We start from the raw sequence: 14,345 nt of genomic DNA, 5'->3' as shown, positions 1-14,345 counted from the left end.
GACGAAGGGGAAGGAAGGGGGGGTGGGGGCGTCGCCCCGGGGGTGGACGACGCCCGGCCCGGTTACGCGGTCTGCGGGAGGCCGGTGATCTTGAGGATCTGCTCGATGCGCTCCTCCAGGCTGCCCGTGACGATGTGCAGCGGGACGTCGAGCGTCCTGACGATGTCGAGCATCACCTCGTCCGACAGCGTGCGGAAACGCTCGCTGATCGGGTCGATGCCCTCGCCCAGCGGGAACTCCACCGGGCAGTGGATGATGACGTCGTAGTTCGCCTGCGCGTACTCCTTGGCCAGCAGCCCGAGCTGGTCCACGACCTCCACGTACGGGCCGGTCGCCTTCTGCACGTCGGCCAGGGTGACCGACGGCTCCGGGTAACGGCCCACCGCGAGCCGCACCTTGCTGTAGACCCACTCGTGGAGCACCGAGCCGTCCGAGAGGAAACCGCCCTGGAGAGCGGCCTCGTCGACCGCGCGCTCCGTGTAGCGGCGCACCGCGAGCTGGACCAGCTCGGGCTCGTTGGTCTCCTCCAGCGCCTTCGGGGTGCCACCGGCCGGGTCGCGCATGGCGCTGCCGTGGACCCGCTCCAGACCGAGCCGCTTCGACAGTTCGGTGGTGAGGGTCGTCTTGCCGTTTCCGTAGGCGCCGACGAATGCGATTCTCACGTGGTCTCTCTCCTTCTTCTGTGATGCCCTGCGCGCTGCCCTGGACCGGGCGGCCGGCTCGGGGCCGGCCGGCCGCTCACGCGGCGACGTCGGCCAGGCGCTCCAGCTCGTTGCGGGTGTCGATCTTGGAGTACTCGTCCTCGGCCCGGTCGATGGCCTCCTCGATGCTCATCACGGGCGTGAACCCGAAGATGTCCACGATCTTGGCCAGGCGCTCCGGAATGGTGCCGCCGACGACGTGGACCGGGATTTCCAGCTCTTCCAGCGTCTTCAGCAGCAGCTCTTCCGCGAGCTGCCGGAAACGCTCGTTCACCGGGCGGTGGCCGTCCTCGACAATGGGGAATTCGATCGGCAGGTGCACGAAAGCGTCGTACGACTGCTTGGTGTGCTGCTTCGCCGGAACGGCGATCTGCTTCATCACCTCGGCGTAGAACCGGACCTCGTCGGTCATCTCGACGGTGTCGAGGTCCACGGAGTCGTTCGGGTTGATGCCGACCTTGACGCGCACGGTGGCGTACGACCACTCGTGGAGCGCGGACCCGTCGGAGATGAATCCGTTCGGCAGGTGGCTCTCGGCGACCGCCCGGCCCTGGATCCGCCGCGTGATCAGCATGATGAGCTCGGCGCCGTTGCACTCCTCCAGCGTCTTGCCGGGGAGCGAGATGGGGAGCAGCTCGCGCATCGTCGGGGCGGAGGTGCGCGGGATGCCGGTCAGGTGCGCGAGCGCCATGCTGGTGAGCGTCTTGCCGACGGAATAGGTACCGGAAATGGACAGATTCATCTCTGTCTCCTCGTGGGAATTCGTGTCGGACTGAGCGGGACGGAATAATCATGGCGTCCGCCGCGGGAGTTACCCAGACTCCAAATTCAACAGCGTCGCCGAGCCCATCACCACAGACACGATTGCTGTCACCAACAAGGTGCGGGGCAGCCCTTTCGTCCGGCCCCGGACACGGCCCCGGACACGAAAAAGCGGCGGGCCGCGGTGGCTTGGTGCCACCGCGGCCCGCCGGAGGGGGGCACGCCGAGAGGAAACGTTCCTTCGGTCGCCTGGGGTGCTCAGCCCGCCGTCGCCTGAAGGGTCCGGCCTGCGGACGGCACCGCCGGGTCCTGGACGACGCTGGTGATCAGTGTGGTGAAGACGGGCTCCCCGTCCTGGATGCCGCTGACGCGCCGGCGGTCCAGTCCGGGCGCGAGACCCGACGCCTCGGGCCCGGCGTCGTCCGCGACGATGGCGCACGGCAGGTCCAGCTCGACGTAGCGGTGGAAGACCGTGTCGAGTTCCACCGGGACGATCCGCAGCGGAGCCGCGTCGGCCTGGGCGGCCTGGCTCACGGCCTCCAGCAGGACCATGCCGGGTATGTGGTCGTGGGGGTGGTCGAAGAGGATGCGGTGCGTGGTGTCGGAGCGCAGGACCCACCGGCGCGGTGTGCCCTCGGGGCCCGCGGAGGTGTCCGGGGCCAGGGTCACGTCGCGCGCGTCGCCACGGCCCACCAGCGCGGGCTCGACGGCGGGCCCCGGTGGCAGGGCGCGGGCGAAGACCGCCCGCGCGTCGGCGCGGGCGCCGCGCAGCCTGTCGTACAGGGCCGGCGGGTAGGCGGTGTAGCCGACCCGGGCGGTGCCGAGCCGCCGGCCGTCCCGGGTGGCCTGGATGTGGGCGGTGAGCCGGAACACGCCCGACTTGCGGCGGACGACCGCGTCGTGCGTGATCGTCAGTTCCACCACGGACGGGTCCGGGCCGGTGGCCAGGGCCTCCGGCGAGGCCGTGCAGCTCAGCCGCTCCCAGCCCATGCGGTAGCCCTGGGGGACCCCGATGCCCAGGTGGCTCGCCACGGCCAGGGCCTGGCGGACGCTCTCGGTGAAGAACAGCAGGTCGTGCCGGTGTGCGGTGGCGGTGTAGAACGGGTGCCGGGCGGGCCAGTCGACGGTCACCACGTGGGTGAGATCCGTCAGCGGGCGCCAGTCGGAGACCAGCACTTCCGTGAGGTCGACCTTGCCTGCGTAGTGCTTGACGTCGGCGGCAGCGGAGCCGGAAGAAGCGGTTCTCTGCCTGGTGAGCATAGCCATCAGATCCCCCGAACAAGGTGTGTGTTGTCGCAACGGTGTGGGTGACAGCGTGGTACCGGCCGGAGCCAGGTCGTAAGATAGAGATAGTTCTTTTTTTTGTCGAGGGTGTTACTTCGGAGGGTCGATCGATGGCTGAGCTCACGGGCAAACGGGAGGTCAAGCAGGAGCGTGCGATCCGGACCCGGGCGCTGGTCGCGCGTGCCGCGGCCGAGGTGTTCGCGGAGTGCGGGTTCTCCGGCGCCAGCGTCACGAAGATCACGCAGCGCGCCGGGCTGACCCTCGGGGCGATGTACTTCCACTTCGAGAACAAGGAGGCCCTGGCCCGGGAGATCGTGCGCAGTCAGCCGGACCGGGTGACACCGCCGTACGAGTCCCGTGGGCTCCAGCATGCGATCGACGTCACATTGACATGGGCTCACGCGCTCCTTGACGATCCCTTTCTGCTCGCTGGTGCCCGCCTCGTCATGGAACAGGACCTGTTCATCGGTCCGGAGGAGAACTCGCACCAGCAGTGGACCGAGGTGATGGCCCAGGACCTGGCCCTCGCCCAGGCCGAGCGTGAGGTGCGCGTCAACGTCGACGTCAACGCGGTGGCACGGTTGCTCGTCAACGCGTGCACCGGTGCACAGATGCATGCCCACCTTGAGAGTGGTCGCCGTGACCTGCCGGAGCGAGTGAGGGAGATGTGGAACGTGCTGCTGCCGACCATCGCCACCCCGAGCGCGCTGAACCGGATGCAACTCGACGACTCCCGCGGGCAGTCCACGTGACCCCGCCGGGCCCGCCGACCGCTGCCGGAGCCGTGGGGCGCCACGGGGTACGGCTCCTCGCGCGGCACGCGCGGCTCGCCCGGTGCGCGGGCGCCGGTGACCTGCGCGCCTGCCGGTACCGGCGCAGTGAGGGCCTGCCGTGGGGCAGTGGTCCGTCCGGGGCCGGGCCCCGGTGCGTCGGGCGCGCGTACGCGGATGCCGGCCCGGAGGCGCTCGCGCCGCGCGAGCGGACCGCCGTACGCGGCGAAGTCATCGGCCGACGGCCGGAGTTCGAGGAGACCATCGAGGCGGAGGCACGACGGTGGGCCGGGGGAGCGGCCGCCGGGCGTGCGGAGAGGACCCTGGCGGAGCCGCTCGGACGGCCGCCGGGGGCATTCACCGAGTGGACCACTGATCACGCCGGGGAGTTCAGCTGACTCCGGCATGACAGGGAGGGGCCGGTTCGGTGGGGACCGAACCGGTTGTCCGGAGACAACGGGGAGGGGAACAACGTGTTCACGGACAAGACGGTCATGATCACAGGGGCGTCCAGCGGCATCGGTGCCGCCACGGCCCGCCATCTCGCGGCGCAGGGCGCGGCGGTCGTGCTCATGGCAAGACGCGAGGAGAAGCTGGAGAAACTGGCGGCGGAGATCGCCGCGGACGGGGGGCGGGCGCTGCCGTGCCCGGGGGACGTGACGTCGGCGGAGGACGTGCGCCGCGTCGTCGACACCGCCGTCTCCGCCTACGGCTCCCTGGACGCGGCGTTCAACAACGCCGGCTGGGGCACGGCGGGTGCGCGGCTGCACGAGCTGTCCGACGACGTCTACGACCAGATCATGGACGTCAATGTGCGCGGTGGCTGGAACTGCATGCGCTACCAGATACCGGCGATGCTCGCCCACCACGGCGGCACCATCCTCAACACCTCCAGCACGGCAGGGCAGTTCGCCACGGGCGCGGTGGCCCCGTACGTCGCCGCCAAGCACGCGCTGATCGGTCTGACGCGCGCGGCGGCGGCCGAGTACGGCGCCCAGGGCATCCGGGTCAACGCCCTGGTCGTGGGCACCACGCGGACGGAGCTGATGGAGGCGGTGGTCGAGCAGTACCCGGAGGTGGAGACCAACGGCGTGTCCCGCGCGATCCAGCGGCGCATGGCCGACCCCCTCGAGATAGCCCGGGCCGCCGCCTGGCTCCTGAGCGACCAGTCCTCCTTCGTCACCGGCGCGGCCGTCCCGGTGGACGGGGGATGCAGCGCGGTGTGAGGGAGGGACGGGGGTAGGCACAGGGGCCGGGGCCGGGCAGTGGTGGTGGCGTGCGGGGCGGTGTGAGGTAGGGGTACGGCGTCGGCGGTGGCGTGCGGGGCGGTGTGCGCACGGCGCCGGCGCCGCCCCGGGTTCTGGGCCGCACCCGGTTCCGCCCGTACAGGTTCTGGACCGCACTCGGTTCGGGGCCTGCACGGGTTCCGGGCCGTACTCGGTTCCGGGCCTCCACGGGTTCTGGGCCGCACTCAGTTCTGCGCCGACCCCGGCTCTGTTTCTCCTGCGTCGCCTCCGGTTCCCGATCGCGCCCCGGCCTCGCGGTGTCCGGGCCATCCGGCCCACCAGGGGCGGGTGGCGGCCGTACACGCGCCCGCCCACAACCCCCGGCATCCCGCTCCCACCCTCACCCGTCGACAAGCCCCGGCAGCAACACGTCCCACACCGCCGTGAGTTGGGGCAGATGGGAGGCCGCGGCCTCCAGGGGACGGGTCGAGTCCAGCATGCCCAGGACCAGGTAGCGCAGCAGCAGGGTCACGGTCTCGGGGTCGACGCCGGTCCGGAGTTCCTTCTCGTGGCTCGCCTGGTCCAGCAGCCGGCGCACCTCGGGCAGCCAGGAGTCGTTCCAGTCGTCCAGACCCGGCGCCTGTTCCCGGGTCAGCCGGGCGGCCGCCCGTACCGTCGGCTCCTCGTACAGCAGGGCCGCCACCGTGTGCGAGATGCGCATGACCCGTCGGAGCAGCGGGCATTCCCGGTCGTCCTCGCCCCCCGTGTGCCCGGTGTCGGTCTGGGCCACCGCGTCGCCGGTGACGGTGAACCCCTGGGCGTGGATGGCCGCCGCCAGGGCCGGTTTGGTGGGGAAGTGGAAGGTCAGGGCCCCCAGGGTGACCCCGGCGGACCTGCTGATGCGCTGGAGTGACGTACCGCTGTACCCGTGCAGCGAGAACTCCCGCGCGGCGGCCTGGAGAAGACGCCCCCGCGTCCGCTCGGCCCGCTCCTGACTGACCATGCTCCGTGGCCTCCGCATGTTCGGTGGGGCTGGTCCCGCACCCGTGAGTCGCGGCTCGCACTCTGCCCGGAAGCAGCCCAGGGACGGTTGCGGAGACCCGCCCGTCCATCAACAATGATAGCGCTCGTTATCTTTATAGGTGAGGCGACACCTCGCAACCCCTGGTCAGGAAGGTGGCGCGATCCGAGTGTGCCCCACCCGCCCCTCGGATAGTCAAGGAACGGCAAAAATAAAAAAAGTTACTCTCTTGGCGGCACAAGAAAAATAACGGTACCTATTATGTTCAGTGCGCGCCGTAACGGGGGGCGCGAGCGTTGTACACGGAGGAGGAGCACCACGATGACTGGTACTGGATCTCCGGCATCCGGCGTCGCGTTGTCAGTGATCCGCCGCGAGCGCCGGGAGGCGGGACCCGCCCCACGGCGCGCTGCCGTCCAGGCTGTCGCGGCGGCCAAGCCGGCCGACCTGAGGTTCGCCGAACTCGGCAGCTTCCTGGCGGCCAGGCGGGCGGAGGTCACTCCGGAACAGGTCGGACTGCCCGGCGGAGGATCCCGCCGGCTGAGCGGTCTACGCCGCGAGGAGGTGGCCATGCTGGCGGGTATCGGGGCGTCCTGGTACGCGTGGATCGAGCAGGGGAGGGCGAAGAACGTCTCCCCGGAGATCCTCGCGGCCATAGCCGGTGTCCTGAGGCTGGACGAGGCGCAGTGTCTGTACGTGATGCGGCTGGCGGGTTACACCGCGCCGCGCCGGCCCCGGGCCGCCATGGAGGAGGACGAACTGCTGGGCGCGAGGATCGTCGACGACTTCCTGCCCAGCCCGGCGTACTTCATGGACCGCTACTGGGACATCACGGCGGCCAACGCCGCCGCCGAGCGCCTGCTGGGTGTCGAAGGGGGGCACTCCAACTACCTGGAGACGCTCTTCCTCGACCAGGGCGCCCGGAGCCGGTTCCCGCTGTGGGAGCGGGACGCGGCCGACGCGGTGGCCCGGTTCCGTACGCAGAGCGGCGAGTTCCTGGGGGACCCCCGGCTCGCCGCCCTGGTGGGGTACCTGCGCGAGTGCAGCCCGGTCTTCGCCGACCTGTGGGACCAGCACCGCATCAGCGACGGTGCGGGCATCACCCAGGTGGTGCGCCAACCGGGGCTCGGGCAGGTGACGTTGACCCAGGTCTGTCTGGATCTGTCGTGCCGGCCCGGGCACCAGCTGATCCTGCTCAGGCCGCAACCGGGCGGTGACGCCGAACGGATCGGCCGCTGGATCGGGGAGGCCGCGCCGGCCTTCTCGGTCTCGAAGGTGCCCGCCTGACGGCCGGCGCGCGCACCCTCAGTCGGTGGCGCGGGCGAGCAGGTCGCGCAGTGTCGTCTGCTCCTCGCCGGTGAGCCGGCCGATCGGCGAGTCCACGCCGAGCTGCTTGACCACCTTCCTGCGCAGGGCGGCCCCCTCGGGCGTGAGGTGCAGCAGCTTGGCGCGCCGGTCGGTGGGGTGCGGGCGCCGCTCCAGCAGGCCCATGGCCTCCAGGCGGTCGGCGACGAACGTCGCGTTCGACGCCTCGCAGTGCATCCGCTGGGCCAGCTCCCGCAGGGTGCGCGGCTCGGGCAGCTCCCGCAGGGCGACGGCCTGGGCCGAGGTGAGGCCGAAGCGGTCGGAGACCTGCCGGGTGTGCCGTTCGATCGCCTGTGCCAGCGCGTTGACGAGGCTGCACACGTCGCTGTCCGCGATCCGGCCGGGGGTGTTCGAGGGCGCCATGTCGACATGGTACCGGGCGGACCTTCGAAACCGGCCGACCCGTTCGTACGAGTTCAAAACATTCGAAGTCGATCTTCCCTTGCGGAAGCTCGTCACCAAGCCTTAGCTTCGAATCAATTAGTTCGAGCTAGTAGTTTCCGAGCTAGAATCAACACTGGCTCGGTGGCCGGCCGGGTGGCTCACCACCCGGTCCGGCCCGTCCCTTCCCTGCCTTCCGCTCTACTCAGAGAGGTACAGAGAGCCATGACTTCGTCTGGTTCCGCGCGTCACAAAGGGCTCATCCTGGCGGCCCTGGCGCTGGCCCAGCTGATCATCGCCCTGGACTACAGCATCGTGTTCGTCGCCCTCCCGGACATCGGTTCCGGCGTGGGCTTCTCGGACCAGCAGCTCCAGTGGGTGATCGGCGCGTACGCCGTCGCGTTCGGCGGCTTCCTGCTGCTCGGCGGGCGCATGTCCGACCTGCTCGGCAAGCGCCGCATGTTCCTGACCGGCCTCGCGCTCTACGCGCTGGCCTCGGTGCTCGGCGGCCTCGCCGAGGACCCGTGGGTCCTGGTCGCCGCGCGAGCGGTACAGGGTGTCGGCGGCGCCTTCCTCGCGCCCGCCACCCTGTCCCTGCTCACCGGCAACTTCGAGGAGGGGCCCGAGCGCAACCGCGCCCTCGGCATCTGGGGTGCCACCGGCAGCAGCGGCATGGTCGTCGGCTCGCTGCTGGGCGGTGTGCTGACCCAGGCCTTCGGCTGGGCCGCGGTGTTCTTCGTCAATGTCCCGCTGGCCCTGGGCGTCGCCCTGCTCGGCCTGCGCGCGATCCCCGCCGACGAGCGCACCGAGCGCCGCCAGGGCTTCGACCTGCCGGGCGGTGTCACCGTCACCGGCGGTGCCCTGCTGCTGGTCTTCGGCCTGGTGCAGGGCCCCGAGATCGGCTGGGCCGCGCCCGTCACCCTGGTCAGCTTCGTCGCCGCGGCGGCCCTGATCATCGGCTTCGTCGTCATCGAGTCGCGCACCGCCGACCCGCTGGTCCCGCTGCGGGTGTTCTCCTTCCGCAGCCTGCGCCTGGGCTCCATGATCACGTTCGCGTTCATGGCGACCTTCGGGGCGAGCGCCTACTTCATCACGCTCGCGCTGCAGACCGTGCGCGGCTGGAGCGCCCTGTCCACCGGCCTGGCCTTCATCCTGCCGTGCGCCTGCATCCTGGTCGGCACCGTCATCGGCGGCAGGATGTCCACCGCGATCGGCGTGCGCAGCACCCTGGTCATCGGCCTGCTCGTCGGCGCCGTCGGCACGGCCGTGTTCGCCGCCTACCTCGGCAGCGGCTCGTCGTACGCCCAGATGGTCCCCGGCATCGTGATCTTCAGCATCGCGCAGGGCGTGATCTGGACCGCCATGTTCTCCGCGGCCACCTCGGGTGTCGAGGCGAAGCTGCAGGGTCTGGCGTCCGGCCTGGCCACCAGCGGCCAGCAGGTCGGTGCCGCCGTGGGCCTGGCCGTCCTGGTCGCCGTCTCCAACGCGGCCAGCGGTTCCGACCCCTCCCCGGCGAAGCTGTCCGACGGGCTCCAGGCGGCGACCTTCACCTCCGCCGTCCTGATCCTGCTCACCGTCGGACTGGCGCTCGCGCTGCCCAAGCCGGCGGCCGCCGCCGAGGAGGCCGTACCGGTCGAGGCCCCCGTCAAGGCCGGCGAGGCGGTCTGACCGTCCGCCCGGGGAAGCCGGAGGCCCTCCGGCTTCCCCGGCCAGGCCCTTTCCTTCGGATCAGGCCGGCTTCGGGCGCGGCGGTGCCCCGCGACGCCGGCAGGATCCGGAAGAAAGGGCCTGGGCCACGGCCGGCGCGCCGAGCGCCCACGCGTGCCCGGCGCGCCGGCCGGCCCCACGTCCGACATCCACCGAAGGATCACCATGCCGCTCCCCACGGGGCTCGATCCCCGGCCCGGCGCGCTGCGTTCACTGCGCCTGGGCGAACTCACCGTCACGGTCGTCCCCGACGGCGCGGTCCAGCTCCACCCGCGGCGCTGGCTGCCCGACTCGACGGACCACGACTGGGCGGGCGACCACGCCGGCGTCCTGGACGAACAGGGCTACATCGGCACGTCCGTGGCCGGCCTGCTCGTGGAGTACGACGGCCGCGCCCTGCTCCTCGACGCCGGGTTCGGACCGCACGACATCCCGGCCGAGCAGACCATCGACACCATCGGCGCCCTGCACGGCGGACGGCTCCCCGAGGCCCTCGCGCAGACCGGGCGCGACCCCGCCGACATCGAGGCCGTGGCCTTCACCCACCTGCACGACGACCACATCGGGTGGGCGTTCCGGCCCGGCCCGGACCGCACCTCCCCGTTCGCCGGGGCCGCGCTGCTGGCGTCCGCCGGCGAGTGGGACGGCTGGCCGGTGCCCCCGGACGCCGTCTCCCGCGTCCGCCGGGTGAGCCCGGGCGAGGAGATCTTCCCCGGCGTCACCGCCTGGGCCACCCCCGGACACACACGCGGCCACCTGTCGTACGTCGTCTCCGGCGGCGGGCGGCGGCTGATCGCGTTCGGGGACGTGTTCCACACCCCCGCCCAACTGGCCCGCCCCGACTGGCGGGTGTCGATGGACGCCCTGCCGGAGCAGGCGGTGCGCACCCGTCACGAGACGCTGGCCGAACTGACCCGCCCGGACACCCTGGCCTTCGCCAACCACTTCGCGCAGGGCCAGCTGGGCCGCGTCACGCACAGCGGCGGCACGGCGCGCTGGGAGCCGCTGACCGAAGACCCCGCGTAGGCGAGACCCCGTGAAGAGCGGGCCCGGCACGGCAACCCCCGTGCCGGGCCCGCTCTTTCGCTGTCCGGGGCCGCCCGGAACGCGCCGCGGGTGGCAATGCCGAACATGTTGGTGGGGGCGGCAGCATCTTCGGTGCTGTCGTCGGGGAAGCCGGTGACATTGAAGTCTGGGGACCGGCGGCCACCGATGGAATGATTTCTGCCATGAGCCAGAACATCGCCGTGGTCGGCGCTTATGGATCCGGCAAAACCCTGCTCTCCCGGGCTCTTTCCCACGCCACCGGACTTCCCTACACCCAGGGAACCCCCATGCGGGAGCCCATCGGGGGCGAAGGCAAACACATCTGGAAGTGGACGCCGGGCGAACTCCTCCAGCTGACCGTGAAGCGGTACACCGAACGGGTCGTCAACGAGGGCCGCCTGACCGGCGGTTTCGTCTCCGACGGCTCCATCCTCCACGAGTACGTTTTCGCCAGACTCCGGCTCGTCGTCGGCCCCGTCCCGGAATCCGACGCGTCTTTGGACACCCGAATCCGCGACGAAGTCACCGCCGCCCTCGAAGAAGTCGCCGACAACATCGGCCGCCTTGCCCGGCAGCACGCCACAACGGCGTACGACGTCTTCTTCCACCTGCCGATCGAATTCGGACTCGCCGAGGACAACCGGCCCGTCAACGAGCACTTCCGCTCGCTGTCCGACCAGGTGATGCTGCCCGTTCTCGACCAACTCGGCATACCGGTCCACTCCGTGACCGGAAGCCCCGAGGAACGGCTGGAGAAGGTCCTCGCGGTCACCGGCCTGCCCACCGTCATGGATGCCGGCAGGGCCGTCGCCCTCAGCCGGCGCCGGTAGGAGCGGCGACCGCGGCCGACCCACCGCCCCTCGACCCCAGGAGCGTACGCCCCATGAACCGCACGCGAGTCGCCTTCTTCGACGTGGACGGCACCCTGACCACGTCCGGCAGCATGTTCCGGCTGCTTGCCTACTACCTCGCCGCCATGGGCCACCCACCGCGCGTGTACGAGGAGCGGCGCCGCGAACTCAAGGCCATGGCCGCGATCGGCTGCCCCAGGGAGGCCACCAACCGGGCCTACTTCGCGGGCCTCCAAGGCGTGGACGCCGCCGTGCTCGACGGTGTGGCGGACCGCTGGTTCGCGGCCGAACTGGCCACCGGCGGCTACTGGCACCAGCCGGCCCTGGCCGCGCTGCGCGCCCACCAGGACCGCGGCGACCACGTGGTCATCGTGTCCGGGTCGTTCCCGGCAGCGCTGCGCCCGATCGCCGCCGACCTGGGCGTCTCCGAGGTCTGGTGCACCCGGCCCGGCCTGGCCCAGGGACGCTACACCGGCGAACTGACCGGCCCGCCGATGATCGGCACCGCCAAGGCCGAGGCGGTCGCGCACGTCCTCACCGTGCGCGGTGCCGAACCGGCCGACTGCGTCGCCTACGGCGACCACGTCTCCGACCTGCCGATGCTCCGGGCCGTCGGCTCGGCCGTGGTCGTCGGCGGCGACGAGCGGCTGCGCACCTCGGCCCGCGTCCACGGCTGGCCCCTGCTGCCCGGCCCCCTTCCGCCGCCCGAGCTGCCGCTGCCGCGCACCCCCGACACCTCCGCCTCCCGTACCCGTACGTCCTTCCACTCCCCCTACTCGTCCTTCCCGTCCTTCCCGTCCTTCCCCCAGTCCTCAACCGCCCGATACGAGATGCCGGAGACCGCATGACTGCCTGGTTCTTCGAACGGATGCACAACTTCGGTGACGCCGACGCGATCATCTTCGACGGCCGGAGCCACAGCTACGCACAGCTGCTGAAACTGACCGACCAGTGGAAGGGCTTCCTCGACGCCCACCGGGTGCGGGCCGGCCAGGTGGTCGCCCTGGAGGGACCCAGCAGCGTCGAGGCCTGCGCCGGGCTGCTCGCCCTGATCGACCGCGGCGCCATCGTCGTACCCCTGACCCGGCTGCCACCCGCCAAGCGTGCCGAGTTCCTGGACATCGCCGAGGTGGAGGCCGCCATCACCGTCGACGCACGCGAGGGGCGGCACCGGTTCGAGGCCACCGGCCGCACGGCCGACCACGAACTGTACGGCCGGCTGCGCGCCGCGCGGACCCCCGGGCTCGTGCTGTTCAGCTCCGGCACCACCGGCCGCAGCAAGGCGACCGTCCTCGACTTCGCCAAGGTGCTCGGCAAGTACGGGGAGGCCCGCAAGCCCAAGCGGACGCTCGGCTTCCTGAACCTGGACCACATCGGCGGCATCAACACCCTGCTGCACACGCTCAGTCAGGGCGGTGCGCTCGCCACCATCGACGACCGCACACCCGACACCGTGTGCGCCGCGATCGCCGCCCACCGGATCCAGGTGCTGCCCACCACGCCCACGTTCCTCAACATGCTGCTCATCTCGCGCGCCTACACGCGCCACGACCTCAGCTCCCTGCAACTGATCACCTACGGCACCGAGCCCATGCCGCTCGGCGTGCTCCAGCGGCTCGACGCGAACCTGCCCGGTGTCCGCCTCAAGCAGACCTACGGCCTGTCCGAACTGGGCATCCTGTCCACCCGGTCCCGGGACAACGACAGCCTCTGGGTGAAGCTCGGCGGCGAGGGGTTCGACTACCAGATCCGCGACGGCATCCTCTGGATCCGCTCCGACATGGCCATGCTCGGCTACCTCAACGCACCCGCGCCCTTCGACGAGGAGGGCTACTTCAACACCCAGGACGCGGTGGAGACCGACGGCGACTACGTCCGCATCCTCGGCCGCAAGTCGGAGATCATCAACGTCGCCGGCGAGAAGGTCTACCCCAGCGAGGTGGAGAACGTCCTGCTGGAGATGGACATCATCGCCGACGCCACCGTCTCCGGCCGCAGCAGCCACATCACCGGCCAGGTCGTGCAGGCCACGGTGAAGCTCACCGAGCCGGCCGACCCGCGGGAGGTGGCCCGCCGCATCCGCAGGTACTGCAGCGCGCGGCTGGAGGCGTACAAGGTGCCGCTGCTGGTCGAGGTCACCGACGACGACCAGCACTCCGACCGGTTCAAGAAGATCCGGAGCGCGGCGTGAGCGCGGCCGCGGACCCCGCCGGGGCCGCGCCCGAGGGCCCGGTCGCCGTCGTCAGCGGCGGCAGCCGGGGACTGGGCCGGGTCCTGGTCGAACGGCTCCTCGCCGACGGCTGGCGCGTGGCCACCTTCAGCCGCACGCCCAACGAGTTCACCGAGGCGATGGCCGGGAAGCACCCGGACGCCTTCCACTGGGCGCCCGTCGACCTGACGGACTTCCCCGCGCTACGGCAGTTCGCCCGGGACGCCGTCCAGCGCTTCGGCCGGATCGACCTGCTGGTGAACAACGCGGGCGTGCTCCACCAGGAGCTGTTCCTGACCGCCGCCCCGGCCCGGATGAACGACCTCGTCGGCGCCAACCTGCTGGCGCCCCTGCACCTGGCCCAGGCCTGCGCCCGGGCCATGGTGCGCGGGGGCGGCGGCACCATCGTCAACGTCTCGTCCATCAACGCCATCCGCGGCTACCGGGGCGTCGCGGTGTACGCCGCCGCCAAGGCCGGCCTCGAAGGCCTCGGCCGCAGCCTGGCCCGGGAACTCGGCCCCCTGGGCATCCGGGTCAACACCCTCACGCCCGGGTTCTTCGACAGCGACATGACCGCGGACGTCACCTCCGGCAACCGCGAGAAGATCCAGCGCCGCACTCCGCTGGGCCGCCTGGGAACCGTGGGCGAGATCGCCGACGCGGTCCTCTTCCTCGCCTCGCCCGAGGCCCGGTTCATCACCGGACACACCCTTGTCATCGATGGAGGCATCACATGCTGAACGACACGCAGACCCCGGCGACCGACGTCCGGGCGGCCATCCAGCGCGAGATCGACAGCGTCCTGCTGGACGAGGACGGCGGCGCCGGCTACACGCTGGACGACCCGCTGCTGACCGCCGGCCTCAACTCCCTGCTGCTGGCCCAGCTGCTGCTCACGCTGGAGGCCGAGCTGGGCGTCGACCCGTTCGCCGAGGAGCGGTCCATCACCGACATCCGCACCGTCGGCGAGCTGATCGACGTCTACGAAGAGGCGATACGCGCCGCGTCGGCGGGGGTGTGA

Annotated in this window: 16 protein-coding genes; 11 read left to right on the top strand and 5 right to left on the bottom strand. The window is 71.2% G+C overall.

Annotation, left to right across the window (positions count from 1 at the left end; all coding sequences use genetic code 11):
- Positions 1 to 62: 62 nt before the first annotated feature.
- From ACZ3ZD_RS06960 to ACZ3ZD_RS06950, 3 genes are all read right to left on the bottom strand, one after another.
- Complete coding sequence (locus tag ACZ3ZD_RS06960; protein WP_467394348.1) at positions 63 to 662, bottom strand: AAA family ATPase; 600 nt, start codon at positions 660 to 662, stop codon at positions 63 to 65.
- Positions 663 to 738: 76 nt separating this feature from the next.
- A complete protein-coding gene (locus ACZ3ZD_RS06955) occupies positions 739 to 1,443 on the bottom strand; it encodes an AAA family ATPase (RefSeq protein ID WP_467394346.1) in 705 nt (234 codons plus the stop codon).
- Positions 1,444 to 1,721: 278 nt separating this feature from the next.
- Positions 1,722 to 2,723 (bottom strand): ScbA/BarX family gamma-butyrolactone biosynthesis protein, encoded by a 1,002-nt coding sequence (locus ACZ3ZD_RS06950; RefSeq protein ID WP_467394344.1) that lies wholly within the window; start codon positions 2,721 to 2,723, stop codon positions 1,722 to 1,724.
- Between the two features lie 134 nt (positions 2,724 to 2,857).
- Here ACZ3ZD_RS06950 and ACZ3ZD_RS06945 point away from each other — a divergent pair, with 134 nt between their 5' ends.
- The 3 genes from ACZ3ZD_RS06945 (at position 2,858) to ACZ3ZD_RS06935 (ending at position 4,743) form a co-directional block, all read left to right on the top strand.
- Positions 2,858 to 3,499: a ScbR family autoregulator-binding transcription factor gene (locus tag ACZ3ZD_RS06945; protein ID WP_467394342.1), complete on the top strand. Its 642-nt coding sequence runs from the start codon at positions 2,858 to 2,860 to the stop codon at positions 3,497 to 3,499.
- A 32-nt stretch (positions 3,500 to 3,531) separates the two neighbouring features.
- Entirely contained in the window at positions 3,532 to 3,915 is a 384-nt protein-coding gene (locus ACZ3ZD_RS06940; RefSeq protein WP_467394340.1) for a hypothetical protein, read from the top strand.
- A gap of 75 nt (positions 3,916 to 3,990) precedes the next feature.
- Positions 3,991 to 4,743 (top strand): SDR family NAD(P)-dependent oxidoreductase, encoded by a 753-nt coding sequence (locus ACZ3ZD_RS06935; RefSeq protein WP_467394338.1) that lies wholly within the window; start codon positions 3,991 to 3,993, stop codon positions 4,741 to 4,743.
- 400 nt (positions 4,744 to 5,143) lie between these two features.
- On the opposite strand, the gene ACZ3ZD_RS06930 is transcribed toward ACZ3ZD_RS06935, so the two are convergent.
- The gene (locus tag ACZ3ZD_RS06930) at positions 5,144 to 5,746 is read right to left on the bottom strand and encodes a TetR family transcriptional regulator (RefSeq protein WP_467394336.1); all 603 of its coding nucleotides are present in this window, start codon (positions 5,744 to 5,746) and stop codon (positions 5,144 to 5,146) included.
- A 339-nt stretch (positions 5,747 to 6,085) separates the two neighbouring features.
- Between ACZ3ZD_RS06930 and ACZ3ZD_RS06925 the strand changes: the two genes are divergently transcribed.
- Entirely contained in the window at positions 6,086 to 7,051 is a 966-nt protein-coding gene (locus ACZ3ZD_RS06925) for a helix-turn-helix domain-containing protein (RefSeq protein WP_467394334.1), read from the top strand.
- An 18-nt stretch (positions 7,052 to 7,069) separates the two neighbouring features.
- Here the strand turns inward: ACZ3ZD_RS06925 and ACZ3ZD_RS06920 are convergent, their stop codons facing one another.
- Positions 7,070 to 7,492: a MarR family winged helix-turn-helix transcriptional regulator gene (locus ACZ3ZD_RS06920; RefSeq protein WP_467394332.1), complete on the bottom strand. Its 423-nt coding sequence runs from the start codon at positions 7,490 to 7,492 to the stop codon at positions 7,070 to 7,072.
- 243 nt (positions 7,493 to 7,735) lie between these two features.
- Here ACZ3ZD_RS06920 and ACZ3ZD_RS06915 point away from each other — a divergent pair, with 243 nt between their 5' ends.
- The 7 genes from ACZ3ZD_RS06915 to ACZ3ZD_RS06885 all read left to right on the top strand — a co-directional run bounded on the left by ACZ3ZD_RS06915 (position 7,736) and on the right by ACZ3ZD_RS06885 (position 14,345).
- The gene (locus ACZ3ZD_RS06915; protein WP_467394330.1) at positions 7,736 to 9,178 is read left to right on the top strand and encodes an MFS transporter; all 1,443 of its coding nucleotides are present in this window, start codon (positions 7,736 to 7,738) and stop codon (positions 9,176 to 9,178) included.
- Between the two features lie 204 nt (positions 9,179 to 9,382).
- A complete protein-coding gene (locus tag ACZ3ZD_RS06910) occupies positions 9,383 to 10,243 on the top strand; it encodes an MBL fold metallo-hydrolase (RefSeq protein ID WP_467394328.1) in 861 nt (286 codons plus the stop codon).
- A gap of 203 nt (positions 10,244 to 10,446) precedes the next feature.
- Positions 10,447 to 11,094 carry an AAA family ATPase gene (locus ACZ3ZD_RS06905; RefSeq protein ID WP_467394326.1) on the top strand — a complete coding sequence of 216 codons (648 nt, stop codon included), beginning with the start codon at positions 10,447 to 10,449 and terminating at the stop codon, positions 11,092 to 11,094.
- A 53-nt stretch (positions 11,095 to 11,147) separates the two neighbouring features.
- Positions 11,148 to 11,963: an HAD family hydrolase gene (locus ACZ3ZD_RS06900; RefSeq protein WP_467394324.1), complete on the top strand. Its 816-nt coding sequence runs from the start codon at positions 11,148 to 11,150 to the stop codon at positions 11,961 to 11,963.
- Positions 11,960 to 13,306 carry a class I adenylate-forming enzyme family protein gene (locus tag ACZ3ZD_RS06895; protein ID WP_467394322.1) on the top strand — a complete coding sequence of 449 codons (1,347 nt, stop codon included), beginning with the start codon at positions 11,960 to 11,962 and terminating at the stop codon, positions 13,304 to 13,306. Before ACZ3ZD_RS06900 ends, ACZ3ZD_RS06895 begins: the two co-directional genes overlap by 4 nt.
- Positions 13,303 to 14,064, top strand: coding sequence for an SDR family NAD(P)-dependent oxidoreductase (locus tag ACZ3ZD_RS06890; protein ID WP_467394320.1), 762 nt, complete (start codon positions 13,303 to 13,305; stop codon positions 14,062 to 14,064). Before ACZ3ZD_RS06895 ends, ACZ3ZD_RS06890 begins: the two co-directional genes overlap by 4 nt.
- The gene (locus ACZ3ZD_RS06885; protein WP_467394318.1) at positions 14,058 to 14,345 is read left to right on the top strand and encodes a phosphopantetheine-binding protein; all 288 of its coding nucleotides are present in this window, start codon (positions 14,058 to 14,060) and stop codon (positions 14,343 to 14,345) included. Before ACZ3ZD_RS06890 ends, ACZ3ZD_RS06885 begins: the two co-directional genes overlap by 7 nt.

The organism is Streptomyces sp. NPDC023481, from assembly GCF_055560195.1.
This window is presented reverse-complemented; position numbering and strand designations above follow the sequence as displayed.

What these genes read in the sequence shown, in the direction of transcription:
- ACZ3ZD_RS06955 (WP_467394346.1), bottom strand. Translation starts at nt 1,443, where the DNA reads ATGAATCTGTCCATTTCCGGTACCTATTCCGTCGGCAAGACGCTCACC.
- ACZ3ZD_RS06950 (WP_467394344.1), bottom strand. Translation starts at nt 2,723, where the DNA reads ATGCTCACCAGGCAGAGAACCGCTTCTTCCGGCTCCGCTGCCGCCGAC.
- ACZ3ZD_RS06945 (WP_467394342.1), top strand. Translation starts at nt 2,858, where the DNA reads ATGGCTGAGCTCACGGGCAAACGGGAGGTCAAGCAGGAGCGTGCGATC.
- ACZ3ZD_RS06930 (WP_467394336.1), bottom strand. Translation starts at nt 5,746, where the DNA reads ATGGTCAGTCAGGAGCGGGCCGAGCGGACGCGGGGGCGTCTTCTCCAG.
- ACZ3ZD_RS06925 (WP_467394334.1), top strand. Translation starts at nt 6,086, where the DNA reads ATGACTGGTACTGGATCTCCGGCATCCGGCGTCGCGTTGTCAGTGATC.
- ACZ3ZD_RS06920 (WP_467394332.1), bottom strand. Translation starts at nt 7,492, where the DNA reads ATGGCGCCCTCGAACACCCCCGGCCGGATCGCGGACAGCGACGTGTGC.
- ACZ3ZD_RS06915 (WP_467394330.1), top strand. Translation starts at nt 7,736, where the DNA reads ATGACTTCGTCTGGTTCCGCGCGTCACAAAGGGCTCATCCTGGCGGCC.
- ACZ3ZD_RS06910 (WP_467394328.1), top strand. Translation starts at nt 9,383, where the DNA reads ATGCCGCTCCCCACGGGGCTCGATCCCCGGCCCGGCGCGCTGCGTTCA.
- ACZ3ZD_RS06905 (WP_467394326.1), top strand. Translation starts at nt 10,447, where the DNA reads ATGAGCCAGAACATCGCCGTGGTCGGCGCTTATGGATCCGGCAAAACC.
- ACZ3ZD_RS06900 (WP_467394324.1), top strand. Translation starts at nt 11,148, where the DNA reads ATGAACCGCACGCGAGTCGCCTTCTTCGACGTGGACGGCACCCTGACC.
- ACZ3ZD_RS06895 (WP_467394322.1), top strand. Translation starts at nt 11,960, where the DNA reads ATGACTGCCTGGTTCTTCGAACGGATGCACAACTTCGGTGACGCCGAC.
- ACZ3ZD_RS06885 (WP_467394318.1), top strand. Translation starts at nt 14,058, where the DNA reads ATGCTGAACGACACGCAGACCCCGGCGACCGACGTCCGGGCGGCCATC.